The sequence below is a fragment of the Paracoccus marinus genome (genome assembly GCF_007018965.1).
In the GTDB taxonomy this organism is placed as follows: Bacteria; Pseudomonadota; Alphaproteobacteria; order Rhodobacterales; family Rhodobacteraceae; genus Paracoccus; species Paracoccus marinus.
In genome coordinates this window covers 216477-230011 of record NZ_VJYZ01000007.1, presented here as the reverse complement: position 1 = coordinate 230011, position 13535 = coordinate 216477, and the positions used below count along the sequence as shown (strand labels likewise).

Sequence of the window (13535 nt, the reverse complement as noted above, 5' to 3'; positions counted from 1 at the left end):
GCTGGTCTCCATTGCAGATACCAGCTTGAATCACGATCACCGCGCCCGGTGAACCCCTTTTGTCAACACGCCCTAGCGCGCGCCGCCCTCGTTTTCAAAATGGAGTGTGCGCATGAGTATGCTATCTGCATCGGTATCCAGAGGAGGGCGTACCTCGAGGCTGACAAACAGTGAAGCTGGTCGACCATTTTCATTTTGAAGCTTTGGGGCGACGCTTAGCCGCACGTCAAATCCGTGCGAAACCCACTTGGCTAATTCGTCCTCGAAGTTGCGGTAAGCACCCATGTTCAAGTTTGCGTTCTGCGGAAACAGATTGCGCAGCCCCCCGGCATCGCTGAACCGTCGCGCGAGGTAATGACCGCCCTGATCGCCGTCGTTGCCTCTTGCGGCCGCCTCCCGTTGTAGACTTTTCTCTGCCGCAGACCGGTCCACGCCGGTCCAGTACTCTCGGATCGTGGCGCTCACCACGGATAGATCACCTCGATCGTCCAGCACGAACTCCACCTCGGTCTGCCCGTGACCGGTGCGCGTTCCGCTCGCATTCCCCTCCAGCCGCTCCGTAAAATGCGCCGTGGCGGGATCGTAGGTCAGTTTCGCCTTGTCCGCGTCCAGCCGGCGCAGGTGCGGCTTGTCTCCGCCCGCGACCCAGGTGTAGCCGTTCGGCGCCTCCGGCCAGCCCAGTTGCGCGGCCTGGTTCTTGCCGCGGGCGGCGTCCGCGATCGCGCCGCTGCCCGTGGTTTCCCACGAGGCAAGGCGGGCCTGCTGCCCCTCAAGCGCACTGTCGATCTCGTGCTGGCGCAGTTCCAGCGGGATGCGTTCCTGCGGGGACAGGTTGCGCCGGCCGAGCGCGGCGCTGACGTCGGCCGCCTCGCGCTGGATCTTGGCGATCTCGATGCCCGCTTCCCAGGCCTCGGACCCGACCGGCGGCCTGTTCCCCGACAGAAGGCGCGACAGCCGGTCGGTCAGCCCGCCCGCCGCAGAGATCTTTTGCGCGGCGATGTCGTGGCGGGCCGCGGTGGGCCGGTCGGGGGGCACGGTGCCCCCGTACTCGATCCGCACGTCCGTCGTCCGCCCGTCCGGGCCGACGCCGTAGCGCACGGCGACCTCGCCGGGCAGCATCCCGGGGTTCGGCGTCATCGGATAGCCGGTGCCCGTCTCGAGGCGGCGCGCCATCGTCGCCATATCGCCGATGTCGGTCGCGGCATGGCCGCCCACGCGGCTCGTGCCCACCGTCATCCCGCCCCAGAAGGCGATGCCCACCAGTGCGCCAGCCCTTTCGCGGCCGGACATCCTGTCCCAGTTCTGCCACGTCTGCACACCGGCATCCGCCACGGCCGCGCCGTCGGCCGCGGTCGCGGCCACCTGCAGACCGGCGGTCGCGCGGGCGGCCCCGGGCGCCTGACCCGCCACCCCCTTCATGGCCATGCCCGCCCTGGCGGCCGCCCCGACCGACAGCGTGCTTGCGGCGAGGTTCAGCATGGCGCTGCGCACCTGCGGGTCGGACATGTCGCCAAGATCGTGCCCGTGGGTCGCGAGGTCGTAAGCCGATTGTGCGGCTCGCGCCGCCCCCCAGCCACCCGCGGCGCTCATTGCGGGCGCGATGAGCGGGGCGGCGCTGCCCCCCGACCCCACGACCGCGACCACCACGCCCACCCCCAACACAGCCAGCGCGGCATAATCCAGCGTTTGGCCGAAAGCCTCGGCGAAGCTGTCGACGACACCGGGGGTGTTCGTCGTCTTGAGGGTGGCGTTGCCGAGGTCCAGCCCCTCGGCATAGGTCATCTTGCCCTTCGGCAGCTTGTTGGTTTCCTCCCAGTGCCGGACGCTGCGGTACTGGTCGCCGTTGTGATCGACGAATTTCGGCCCGTCCGCCGTCTCGACCCGGAAAAGCGGCACGGTCACCGCGCCTTCCTTGTCGCTGGTGATGGTGATCGGGACGATCGTCACCTGCGCCTGATCGCCGCCGAGATCGCGGATGCTGGATGCGACCACGTCGATCGGCTTGTTGTCGCCGCCCGCGGAAAAAAGCGGCTGGTCGAGCCCTTTGGCGAGGAACTCGGGGCCGGGGTTTTCGGGCAGCAGGTCCGGCTGGCGTCCCATCGCCAGGGCGACGGTCGAGCGCAGGGCCTCGCCGCCGAGCGTCCGGGGTTCGGTGCCGCGGGCCAGATACGGCTGGTTTGCGGCCCGGGCGTAGGCCTGCGAGATCGCCTCGCTTTCCCAGCCATCGGCGAACCGATTGCAGGCGAGGCCGCGGGCGTTCCCTTCGGCGACCTGGTTCATCGCCCAGATCCGCTGCTCTTGCGGGATGTTCTGGTCGAACAGCATTGCGCGGGTGCCGCTGTCCCGAAGGGCCGCGTCGATGTTGCCCGCGATCAGGCCGCGGGCCGCGTCGTCCTGAAGACTGTTGCCCGGACGGCGCGCATGCGCGACCGCGTCGGCCATCGACTGCCGCAGCTGGTCGCGCGCGGCGAAACGCCCGTCCTCCATCACCAGCATCAACGTGGTCAGCCGTTCCTGGGTCGCGGCAGGAACGGCGCCGGGCTCGGCGAGCGTGGCCCAGACCTTTGCCCGAACGGCGATCGGCATGTGCTGGGTCCGGCCGGCGATCCGCGCTTCGTTCCCCTCGGCGCTTTGCAGCACCGTCCTGGCATCCGCCTCGAGCGCGGTGTCGAGCATCCGGTCGGTCGCGTCAGTGTATGCCTTGGCATGCAGGGAGGGCTCTCCATGCCCTGCGGGTCCCGCATCCTGCAACGGCGGTGCCGCGAGCGCACGCACGAGTTCCCGGCGCGCAGAAGGGTTCTCACCCAGCTGGGCCAGCGCATCCTCGGCCTGCTTCGCGCTGGTGAACGGGTCCGACCCGAGCCACGCAGCAACCGACTGCCGGGCAAGATAGTCGCGTTCCCCGGCATCGAGCTTGCCCAGCTCGCTTTCGCCACCCAGCGCCCGCCCGACGCTGCGACCCCCGCCCGGCGCCCAGATGCTGTGCCGCGGCTTTAAGGCATTGTCCTTGATGAACCCGTCGATCTGCGCCTTGCGATCCGCCGTGAGCTGCGTGCCGACCGCCGAGGCGCGGGCGGGCGGCGGCTCGACCGGTGCGGCCGCGGCGTTGGCGGGCGGCTCGGTCTGCGGGGCTGCCGGGGTCCGCGCAGGCTCGGGCGCCTGCTGTTTCGGCACGGGGGCTGCGTTCGCCGCCGCCATGCGCTGGCTGGCATCCTGTGCGGCGCGGCTGGTAGCCCCGGAATCGGCCTTGGACGGTGCAATCATCGAGTTCGGTCCTGAAAAGAATGGCTGCTGAAATGCTTCTCTTCGAGGGGTAGGAGGGGTTTGTAACGGAAAGACGACAGTGAGGGCGTATGGTCGATGTGCCGGCGGGTTCCCGCCAGAGGGCCGGTGGACCGGGCGAACACCGTCGATCCACCAGCGCCAGGGTCAGCTGGCGGCCGGCATCCGCGATCCCCGAGCGCGCGCGTTCCTCGACGCCTTGCCGATCCGGGCCGCGCCCGCCAAGGTGCCACGCGTACCAACCGACGAGCCATTCATGCGAACTCGCCTTGCCCGGACCACACGGACGCTTGCCCTCCTTGCAGCCACGGTGGCCGCCTTGTCCGGCTGCGGTGTCTTCAGGCGGCACACCGAGCTCGACTGCATGGAACGCGCCATGTACTTCGAATCCAACCGCTCCAGCCGGGACGGCATGGTCGCGGTCGGCAGCGTGGTGATGAACCGGGCGGCCTCGGGCCGGTACCCGCGCACGGTCTGCGGCGTGGTGTCGCAAAAGAACCAGTTCGCGCCGGGGGTGATGACGCGCCGGATGGACGCGCGCTCTGCCCCGATGGTCCGCGAGGCGGCGGTCGCCGTCCTGCGCGGCGAGCGTCATCCGCTGATCGGCAACGCCCAGTTCTTCCACGCCGCCAGTTACCGGGCACGCTACGACAACATGCACTACGTCCTGACCACCGGCGGCAATGCCTTTTACGAGCGACGCCGGCCCGAGCTTGTCACCCAGCCCGTCCCGCGCCCGACGATCGAAGGGCTGACCCGGCGGTCGCGGTGAGCGGGGGGACAGGCGGGCGAGTACCCCACGGTGTCAACGTCAACTTTGGCTTGGATGTAGACCCAACGGAACCACATCACCGGGCGCTTTATGCGGTGATCAAACCGTCAGCGGCGATGGATGAAAGTGGCGGAGAGGGTGGGATTCGAACCCACGGAACCCGTGAAGGCTCAACGGTTTTCGAGACCGCCCCGTTCGACCACTCCGGCACCTCTCCGCGCTTTGGTGTGGTGAGCGGGGGGTTTAGAGAGGTGGGGGTTGAAGCGCAAGAGGGGATGAACGAGAATCTGGTTCGGGATCAGCGGAAGGCGCGGCGATGACAGGACGGGCGGATCGACCGCGAACGATCGCTGGCGCGGCCGGGATGGCGGGGGGCTTGCCCGGTGCGCGACGGGGCTGGTCCGGGCTGAGGATGGCGCGGATCGGGCTGATCGTGGTCTTTGCCGCGCTGCCCATGGCGGCTCTTGCCCAGGGTGCGCCTGAGCCGGGCACGCAGGCGCTTCAGGACGGCACCATGAGCGCGGACCTGGTGCGGCAGGTCCTGCATCTCGACCGGCTCGACGCGCTGATCGTCGTCGAGATCGAGGCGGAGGTGCGGGCCGATGCCGAAGCCGATCCGACGGGGCGAACCTACGACGAGCAGCTGTTGAAGGCGGCCGAGGGCAGTCTGTCGGCCGAGCGGATCGGGGCGCTGGTCGCGCGCGATCTTGGCGCGCAGATGGAACCCCTTGATCCGGCCGCGATCGCGCCTGCGATTGCGTTCCACGCATCCGATCTGGGGCAGCGGGTCGCCGCGCGGTCGCTTGCGGCGCGCGCGGTCATGGCGAAGCAGGGGGGGATCGATGCCGCGCTGGCGTCCTTTGACGCGGCCGCCTCGCGCGCGGACCCGCGGGTCGATGCGGTGCGGCGGCTGGTCGAGGCGCAGGGCGCGGTGGACGCCGCCGTCGCCTATGCGATGAACAACACGCTGGCGCTGATGGCCGGCATGGACAGCGCGGTTCCGGGCAGCGTCGACCCGGAAGCCGACCGGATCGACAAGATCGCGGGGCAGGAATCGTCGGTGCGGGCGGGACAGACGGGGACGACCGAGGCCCTGATGTTCCTGGCCCTCGCGCCCCTGTCCGATGCCGAGATGGAAACGCTGATCCGGCAGGCCGGAACACCCGCCTCGCGGCGGCTGGACGCAATGCTGCAGCAAAGCTACAGCGCGGCGATGCAGACGATCATGTACGAGATGGGCGGCAAGCTGGCCCTCGCGCTTCGCGACGTGAGCCTGTAGGGCATGGCGTCCATCATCCTGATCGGCCCCCTGGCCGACCCGCGGCTGCGCGACGCGCTGGGGTTGAGCCACGGGCAGCGCGTCATCGTCGCGGGGATGCTCACGGGCGGGCGGTGGTCGGGGATCCGCGCAGGCGGATGGCCGCGGCTTGCGCCGGGTGAGGGGCGACTGGACGGGGTGCGGGTCGAGGACTCCGCCATACTGCGACGCTACGCGGCGGTAATGGGGCTGTCGGCCGTTTCGTGGCATGGGGAAACGGTGCTAGGTGTCACGGATGACGCCGGGCCGCGCGACGACGTTCCAGATGACTGGCGCGACGGCTGGCAGGCCGAGCTGGCCGTGGAAATCGCGCGCCACGTCGCGTCCCGGCCCGCCCACCGCATGGCCGGGGAGATCGCGGCAAGGCTGCCGATGATCGCGGGCTGGTGCGCGTCGCGCCTGCGCGGGCGCTTGATGCCGGCGCGCGTCGACGGCATGGATTATCGCAGCCTTGCCGTGAACGAACCCTACGCTGCGTGGTTCGCGATGGAGGAACATGATTTCCAGCCCTGCCGGCACGAGGGCGGCTGGGCCGCGCCGGTCCACCGCGGCGTCTTCGTCTCGGGCGACGCGGCGGTGGTGCTGCCGTGGGACCCGGTGCGCGACCGGGTGCTGGTGGTCGAGCAGTTCCGCGCCGGCCCCGCCGCGCGCCTCGACCCCGATCCGTTCGTCCTTGAACCCATCGCCGGCCGCATCGACGCGGGCGAGGGGCCGGAGGAGACGATGCTGCGCGAGGCGGTCGAGGAGGCGGGGATCACCATCGACACGCTCATTCCCGCGCCGCACCACTATCCGACGCCGGGCATCGCCGCCGAATACATCTATGCCTATGTGGGCATCGCCGACCTGCCCGACGGCTGCGCGGGCATCGGCGGGCTGGCCGAGGAAGGCGAGGATATCCGCGGCATCCTGATGGATCGGGCCGAGCTGACGCGGGCGGCGCTGTCGGGCCGGATCGTGAACGGACCGCTTCTGATCCTCGCACTGTGGCTCGACCGGGGCGCGACGGACCTGCGCGCCGAACATGTCCACCGCATGACCGGTGATCCGATCGGCGCGTGAACCGTGCGCAACGCGGACGCAGCGGGGCAGGGACCCGCGCACGCGGTTGTGGCCGGACCCTTCGCGTTGCTAAACCGTTGAGGACACGAGACCGCGAAAGGGCCGACCATGCGTATCTGCTCAGATCTTGCCGCCGCCGTCGGCCATACGCCGCTGATCCGGCTTCGCCGCGCGTCCGAGCTGACGGGGTGCGAGATCCTGGGCAAGGCCGAGTTCATGAACCCCGGCCAGTCGGTCAAGGACCGCGCGGCGCTCTACATCATCCGCGACGCGGTCGCGCGGGGCGAGCTGAAGCCCGGCGGCCTAATCGTCGAGGGGACGGCGGGCAATACCGGGATCGGGCTGGCGCTCGTCGGCAACTCGATGGGGTTCCGGTCGGTGATCGTGATCCCGGAAACCCAGAGCCAGGAAAAGAAGGACATGCTGCGCCTTGCCGGGGCGGAGCTCGTGCAGGTCGCGGCGGCACCCTACAAGGACCCCAACAACTACATCCGCTATTCGGGCCGCCTGGCCGAAAAGCTGGCCGCGACCGAGGACGGCGGCGCGATCTGGGCCAACCAGTTCGACAACACCGCGAACCGGCAGGCACATATCGAAGGCACCGCGGTCGAGATCTGGGAACAAACCGGCGGCAATCTGGACGGGTTTATCTGCTCGGTCGGCACCGGCGGCACGTTCGCGGGCTGCGCGATGGCGCTGCAACCGCGCGGGGTGAAGGTCGGGCTGGCCGACCCGGACGGATCGGCGCTGCACAGCTTCTATGCCGACGGCGCGCTCGCGTCGTCGGGAAACTCGATCACCGAGGGCATCGGGCAGGGGCGGATCACCGCGAACCTGGAAGGTGTCACCCCCGATTTCAGCTGCCGCATCCCGGACAGCGAGGCGCTGCCGGTGCTTTATGACCTGCTGGAACACGAGGGGCTGTGCCTTGGCGGCTCGTCGGGCGTGAACGTGGCCGGTGCGATCCGGCTCGCGCGGCACATGGGGCCGGGGCACACCATCGTCACCGTGCTGTGCGACTATGGCACCCGCTACCAGACAAAGCTGTGGAATCCCGAGTTCCTGCGCGAGCGGAACCTGCCCGTTCCGCGCTGGCTCGACCCCGCGCAGGCCGACATGTCGGCCCGCATCCCGGACGTTACCGAAGGCTGAACCCATGACCCTGACCACCCTGCGGGCCGCGCTGGTCGCGTGCCTGGCCATCCTTTTCATGCAGGTCGGGGCTCCGATCGCGCCCATCGGTGCCGCGTTGGCCCAGGAAGCGCCGGCAGATGCCCCCGATTACGCGCTGTGGGACCGGCAGGCGAGCCAGATCGAGGAGCTGGTCGGCGCGGGCAACGCCAACGGCCAGCAACTCGACTCGCTGCGCCAGCAGGTGGTGGACTGGCGCGAGCGGTTCCTGTCGGTCCAGAACGTCAACGAGCCCCGCATCAACACCGTCCGCGACCAGATCGCGGCCCTGGGCCCGGTCCCGGCCGAGGGCGAGACCGAGGCGCCGGACCTTGCCAGCAGGCGGGCCGAGCTGAACGCCGCGCTGTCGGAATTGCAGGCCCCGGGGTTGCAGGCGGTCGAGGCGGCGAGCCGCGCGAACGGCATCATCCAGTCGATCGACACGCTTCAGCGGGAACGCCAGACATCGGCGCTGATGCAGCTGTCGCCGTCGCCCCTGCTGCCGGGCAGCTGGGCCGCCGCGACCCGCGACACGGTGACGTTGGCGAGGGGCCTCGGCGGCGAGATGTCGGACCGGCTGGAGGCCGCCACCGCCGCCGACTGGCGCGACCGCGCGCCGGGCGTCGCGGGCTACGTCATCGCGGCGCTTCTGCTGCTGATCTATGGCTGGCGCTGGATTTCTCATTTACCGTCGCGGCTGTCGGCGAGCGCGGGCGACTATTCGCGCGACGCGGTCATGTTCCTCGCCTCGCTGGGCCAGATCGCGGTGCCCACCCTGGGCGTCTGGCTTGCGGTGCGCGCGGCCGACCTGACGGGGCTTTTCGGCGACTGGGGGCGGCCGATCCTGATGGCGCTGCCCGCCGCGGCCTTCGCATTTTTCGGCGGGCGCTGGCTGTCGGGGCTGTTCTTCGCGCCGCAGGCGCATGGGCCGATCCAGATGCCGGACGAGGCGCGCGCCCGCGCCCGCCTGAACGCCGACCTGCTGGTCGGTGTCGTGGCGATCCACCTGATCGTGTTCCGCGCGCTGGTGCCGGTTCGCCCGTGGGGGCCGCCCACGGCTGGAACCAGCGTCCCGATGGAGTTCGCGCCCGCGAGCGCGGGCGTCTGGCACGCGCCCCTGATCGTGCTGGCGGCGCTGCTGCTGTTCCGGCTGGGATACACGCTGAGAAAGGCGCTGCGCTACGACGGCAGCGACCAGCCCGCGTACCGCGTGCGGATGGTGTCGATCGCGGGCAACGTGGTGCGACCCGCGGCGGTGATGGTCGTGCTGCTGGCGCTCATCGGCTACAACAGCATGGCCAACGGCATCCTGTGGCCGATGATCTACAGCCTCGCGCTGCTTGGCCTGCTGATCGTGTTGCAGGAGTTCATTGTCGACCTGTATGCGATGCTGGCCCGCGACCAGCGCAAGGGGCAGCAGGCGCTGGCCCCGGTCCTGATCGGGTTCGCGCTGGTGATCGCCTCGATCCCGGTCTTCGCGCTGATCTGGGGGGCGCGGGTGTCGGACCTGGCCGAAGGCTGGACGCGGCTCAGGCAGGGGGTTTCGCTCGGCGGCGTGCGGCTGTCGCCCGGCGCCATCGTCACCTTCCTTGCGGTGTTCGTCGTGGGCTACGGGATCACCCGGTTCATTCAGGGCGCGTTCCGCACGTCCATCCTGCCACGCACGCGGATCGACGCGGGCGGGCAGAACGCGATCGTGTCGGGCCTGGGCTACATCGGCGTGATGCTGGCGTCGGTGCTGGCGATCACGGCAGCGGGGATCGACCTGTCGAACCTCGCCATCGTCGCCGGTGCGCTGTCGGTGGGCATCGGCTTCGGGATGCAGAACATCGTGTCGAACTTCGTCAGCGGGATCATCCTGCTGATCGAACGGCCGATCGCACTTGGCGACTGGATCCGCGTCGGCACCGCCGAGGGCTACGTGCGCCGCATCTCGGTCCGCTCGACCCAGATCCAGACCTTTGACCGCACCAACATCATCGTCCCGAACTCGGACCTGATCTCGCAGCCGGTGACGAACTGGACCCGCGGCAGCCTGCAGGGCCGCGTCATCGTGCCGGTGACGGTCGCCTATGGCAGCGATACGCGGAAGGTGACGCAGATCCTGACCGAGATCGCCGAGGACCAGCCGATCGTGCTGATCAACCCGCCGCCATCGGTATTCTTCACGGGCTTCGGTGCGGACGGGCTGAACTTCGAGATCAGGGCGATCATCTCGGACGTGAACCAGGGCTTGGGCGTCCAGACCGAAATCCGCCACCAGATCATCGACCGCTTCGAGCGCGACGAGATCGTGATCCCCTACACCCACCGCGACGTCACCATCCGCAACGTCGAGGAACTGACGAAGCTTGCCGATCCGCTGGCCGCGTCGCGCGGCCCGGCGCAGGGCGCTGCCCGGCCGAACGCGGCACCGGCCGCGACCGGCGCGCTTCCGGTGGACCGGGGCGAGGATCCTGACACGCTCGACCCCCGGATCGCGCGGGCATCGTCGAGCGGGCTTGAGGATGCGCCCGGCGATGGCGACGGTGACGGTGACGGGGACGGGGACGGCGGCCGGGGCTGAGGGACCGAGGCGGCGCATCAACCGACCGGGCAGGGGTTGCGCCGGGCAGCGCGCGCGTCGAGTATCCGGCGAACAAACCTGTCAGGACGCATCATGGCCGACGGCATCACCCGCCTGAACCCGTCCACCCTGCCCGACGTCGGGGCGGTCGGATATTCGCAGATCACGGTCGTCGACCCGGGCCGGATGGCCTATGTCTCGGGCCAGGTCGCGCAAAGCGCCGACGGATCGCCCGTTCCCGGTGACCTCGACGGGCAGATGCGCGTGGTGGTGCGGAACGCGCGGGCGTCGCTCGACGCGCTGGGGGCCACGCCGCACGACATCGCGATCGTCCGCTGCTTCGTCACCGACCTCACGCCCGAACGGCTGGAGGTGCTGATGCCGCATCTGCATGACTTCTTCGACGGCGCGCAGCCGTCGCTCACCGGCGTCGGGGTCGCCGCGCTGGCCGGGCCGGCCTTTCAGGTCGAGCTTGAACTGACGGTGCGCGTGCCGGGCTGACGCCCGACCGGACGCAAGACGCCGGGCGCACGATGCGGCCCGGCGTCGATTGCTTCACCATGTCGGCGCGGGGAAGGCGCCTTACTCCCCCGCCGGTGCGTCGCCTTCCGGCGGCAAAGCCTGGTCTTCCACCAGCACGCCGTTGTCCGCGGCACCTTCGGCCACTCGCGCAACCGACACGACCACCTCGTCGCGCCCGGTGTTGAACACCCGCACCCCGCCCGCCGTGCGCGAGCGGAAGCTGATCCCGTCGACCGGCACCCGGATCGACTGCCCGGTCGAGGTCGCGAGCATGATCTGGTCGTCCAGCGTCACCGCGAAGGATGCGACCAGCTGGCCGCCGCGCATGGCCCGGTCCATCGCCATCACGCCAAGCCCGCCGCGCCCGCGCACCGGATAGTCGTGCGCCGACGACAGCTTGCCCGCGCCGCGTTCGGTCACGGTCAGGATCAGGTCCTCGTGCGCGCTCATCTCGGCATAGCGGTCCTGCGACAGCGCGGCCTCGGCCACGTCTTCGTCCTCGTCGGGCTCGGCCCCGTCGTCCAGCGCCCCTTCGACGGCGCGGCGCATCTTGATATAGGCCGCCCGTTCGCCCGGCGACGCCTCGAAGTGGCGGATGACCGACATGCTGACCACGTGGTCGCCTTTGGCCAGGCGGATGCCGCGCACCCCGGTCGAATCGCGGCCCTTGAAGATGCGGACATGCGTGGTCGGGAAGCGGATCGCCCGGCCCATCGCGGTGACCAGCATCACGTCGTCATCCTCGTCCGCGATGCGGGCGTCGACCAGGCTCACCCCGTCGGGCAGCTTCATGGCGATCTTGCCGTTCGACTTCACGTTGGTGAAATCCGACAGCGCGTTCCGCCGCACGTCCCCGTCCGAGGTCGCGAACACGATCTGCAGGCTGTCCCATTCGTCCTCGGGCACGTCCACCGGCATCAGCGCGGCGATTGAGGTGCCGCCGTCGATCGGCAGGATGTTGACCAGCGCCTTGCCCTTGGCGGTGCGCCCGCCCAGGGGCAGCCGCCAGGTCTTGAGCCGATAGACCATGCCGTCGGTGGTGAAGAACAGCAGTTCTGTATGGGTGTTGGCGACGAACAGGGTCGTCACCACGTCGTCGTCCTTGGTTGCCATCGACGACAGGCCCTTGCCGCCCCGGCGCTGGCTGCGGAACTCGACCAGCGGGGTGCGCTTGATGTAGCCGCCCGAGGTGATGGTCACCACCATGTCCTCGCGCTCGATCAGGTCCTCGTCGTCCATGTCGCCGGACCACTCGGTGATCTCGGTGCGGCGCGGGACGGCGAAAAGCTGTTTCACCTCGCGCAGCTCGTCCGCGATGATGCCCATGATCCGCTCGCGCGAGGCGAGGATGGCGAGGTAGTCGCGGATCGCGTCGGCAAGCGCGCGCAGCTCGTCCGTGACTTCCTGCACGCCAAGCGCGGTCAGGCGCTGCAGGCGCAGTTCCAGGATCGCGCGCGCCTGCGCCTCGGACAGGTTGTAGGTGCCGTCGTCGTTCACCGGGTGCTGGGGATCGTCGATCAGCTTGAGGTATTCGAGGATCTGGGCCGCGGGCCAGCGCCGTTCCATCAGCCGTTCGCGCGCGTCCGCCGGATCGGCCGAGGCGCGGATCGTGGCCACGACCTCGTCCACGTTGGTCACGGCCACGGCAAGGCCGCACAGGATGTGGCTGCGCTCGCGCGCGCGGCGCAGCTCGAACGCGGTGCGCCGGGCGACGACTTCTTCGCGGAAGGTGATGAAGTTCGTCAGGAACCCGCGCAGGGTCAGCTGTTCGGGGCGGCCGCCGTTCAGCGCCAGCATGTTGGCGCCGAAGCTCGTCTGCATGGGCGTGAAGCGGTAAAGCTGGTTCAGTACCACGTCGGGCGTGGCGTCGCGGCGCAGTTCGATCACCAGCCGCACGCCGTGGCGGTTGGATTCGTCCTGGACGTGGCTGATCCCCTCGATCTTCTTTTCCTTGGCCAGTTCCGCGATCCGCTCGACCAGCGTCGCCTTGTTGACCTGGTAGGGGACGTCGTCCAGCACGATGGCCTGGCGGTTGTTGCGGATATCCTCGACCCGGGTGCGGGCGCGCACGATGATCGACCCCCGCCCTTCGAGATAGGCTTTCCGCGCGCCCGAACGGCCAAGGATGATGCCGCCGGTCGGGAAGTCGGGGCCGGGAATGATCTCGAGCAGCCGCTCGGTCGACAGGTCCGGGTCGGCGATCAGTTCCAGCGTGGCGTCGATGACCTCGCCCAGGTTGTGGGGCGGGATGTTCGTGGCCATGCCGACGGCGATGCCGCCCGCGCCGTTGACGAGCATGTTGGGGAACCGCGCCGGCAGCACGGTCGGCTCGCGGTCCTTGCCGTCGTAGTTGTCCTGGAACTCGACCGTGTCCTTGTCGATGTCGGCCAGCATCCAGTTCGCGGCCTTGGCCATCCGCGCTTCAGTATAGCGCATGGCCGCGGGCGGATCGCCGTCCATCGAGCCGAAGTTGCCCTGCCCGTCAAGGAGCGGCAGCGACATGGAAAAGTCCTGCGCCATCCGCACCAGCGCGTCGTAGATCGAGGCGTCGCCGTGCGGGTGGTATTTCCCCATCACGTCGCCGACCGGGCGCGCGGACTTGCGATAGGACTTGTCGAAGGTGTTCCCGGTTTCGTTCATCGCGAACAGGATCCGGCGGTGAACCGGCTTCAGCCCGTCGCGCAGGTCCGGGATTGCGCGGCTGACGATCACCGACATCGCGTAGTCGAGATAGGCGGTCTTCATCTCGGCCGCGATGTCGATCACCGGCCCGTCATGGGGCATCACGCTGCGGCTCGCAGGCTCGCCCGACCCGGCAGCGGCGGGGCTGTCGGGGGTATCGT

Annotated in this window: 8 protein-coding genes and 1 tRNA gene; 6 read left to right on the top strand and 3 right to left on the bottom strand. The window is 69.5% G+C overall.

What is annotated here, in order from left to right:
- Window positions 1-72 precede the first annotated feature (72 nt).
- The gene (locus FNF32_RS05370) at window positions 73-3264 is read right to left on the bottom strand and encodes a DUF4781 domain-containing protein (RefSeq protein ID WP_143796506.1); all 3192 of its coding nucleotides are present in this window, start codon (window positions 3262-3264) and stop codon (window positions 73-75) included.
- Window positions 3265-3538: 274 nt separating this feature from the next.
- Between FNF32_RS05370 and FNF32_RS05365 the strand changes: the two genes are divergently transcribed.
- Complete coding sequence (locus FNF32_RS05365; RefSeq protein ID WP_131673807.1) at window positions 3539-4054, top strand: cell wall hydrolase; 516 nt, start codon at window positions 3539-3541, stop codon at window positions 4052-4054.
- Between the two features lie 127 nt (window positions 4055-4181).
- On the opposite strand, the gene FNF32_RS05360 is transcribed toward FNF32_RS05365, so the two are convergent.
- Window positions 4182-4271: transfer RNA gene (locus FNF32_RS05360), tRNA-Ser, on the bottom strand.
- A gap of 195 nt (window positions 4272-4466) precedes the next feature.
- On the opposite strand from FNF32_RS05360, the gene FNF32_RS05355 reads away from it, so the two are divergent.
- From FNF32_RS05355 to FNF32_RS05335, 5 genes are all read left to right on the top strand, one after another.
- Window positions 4467-5333 carry a hypothetical protein gene (locus FNF32_RS05355; protein ID WP_143796505.1) on the top strand — a complete coding sequence of 289 codons (867 nt, stop codon included), beginning with the start codon at window positions 4467-4469 and terminating at the stop codon, window positions 5331-5333.
- Between the two features lie 3 nt (window positions 5334-5336).
- Complete coding sequence (locus FNF32_RS05350) at window positions 5337-6434, top strand: NUDIX domain-containing protein (protein WP_131673768.1); 1098 nt, start codon at window positions 5337-5339, stop codon at window positions 6432-6434.
- 108 nt (window positions 6435-6542) lie between these two features.
- Complete coding sequence (locus tag FNF32_RS05345; RefSeq protein WP_131673769.1) at window positions 6543-7586, top strand: cysteine synthase A; 1044 nt, start codon at window positions 6543-6545, stop codon at window positions 7584-7586.
- Window positions 7587-7590: 4 nt separating this feature from the next.
- Window positions 7591-10170 carry a DUF3772 domain-containing protein gene (locus tag FNF32_RS05340; RefSeq protein WP_185961860.1) on the top strand — a complete coding sequence of 860 codons (2580 nt, stop codon included), beginning with the start codon at window positions 7591-7593 and terminating at the stop codon, window positions 10168-10170.
- A gap of 93 nt (window positions 10171-10263) precedes the next feature.
- Complete coding sequence (locus FNF32_RS05335) at window positions 10264-10671, top strand: RidA family protein (RefSeq protein ID WP_131673771.1); 408 nt, start codon at window positions 10264-10266, stop codon at window positions 10669-10671.
- Window positions 10672-10752: 81 nt separating this feature from the next.
- On the opposite strand, the gene gyrA is transcribed toward FNF32_RS05335, so the two are convergent.
- A complete protein-coding gene (gene gyrA, locus FNF32_RS05330; protein ID WP_131673808.1) occupies window positions 10753-13476 on the bottom strand; it encodes a DNA gyrase subunit A in 2724 nt (907 codons plus the stop codon).
- Window positions 13477-13535 lie beyond the last annotated feature (59 nt).

Bases quoted from the DNA above. Each gene is read 5' to 3' on its own strand.
- FNF32_RS05355 (WP_143796505.1), top strand. From the start codon at position 4,467: ATGGCGCGGATCGGGCTGATCGTGGTCTTTGCCGCGCTGCCCATGGCG.
- FNF32_RS05370 (WP_143796506.1), bottom strand. From the start codon at position 3,264: ATGATTGCACCGTCCAAGGCCGATTCCGGGGCTACCAGCCGCGCCGCA.
- FNF32_RS05340 (WP_185961860.1), top strand. From the start codon at position 7,591: ATGACCCTGACCACCCTGCGGGCCGCGCTGGTCGCGTGCCTGGCCATC.
- gyrA (WP_131673808.1), bottom strand. From the start codon at position 13,476: ATGCCCCATGACGGGCCGGTGATCGACATCGCGGCCGAGATGAAGACC.
- FNF32_RS05345 (WP_131673769.1), top strand. From the start codon at position 6,543: ATGCGTATCTGCTCAGATCTTGCCGCCGCCGTCGGCCATACGCCGCTG.
- FNF32_RS05350 (WP_131673768.1), top strand. From the start codon at position 5,337: ATGGCGTCCATCATCCTGATCGGCCCCCTGGCCGACCCGCGGCTGCGC.
- FNF32_RS05335 (WP_131673771.1), top strand. From the start codon at position 10,264: ATGGCCGACGGCATCACCCGCCTGAACCCGTCCACCCTGCCCGACGTC.
- FNF32_RS05365 (WP_131673807.1), top strand. From the start codon at position 3,539: ATGCGAACTCGCCTTGCCCGGACCACACGGACGCTTGCCCTCCTTGCA.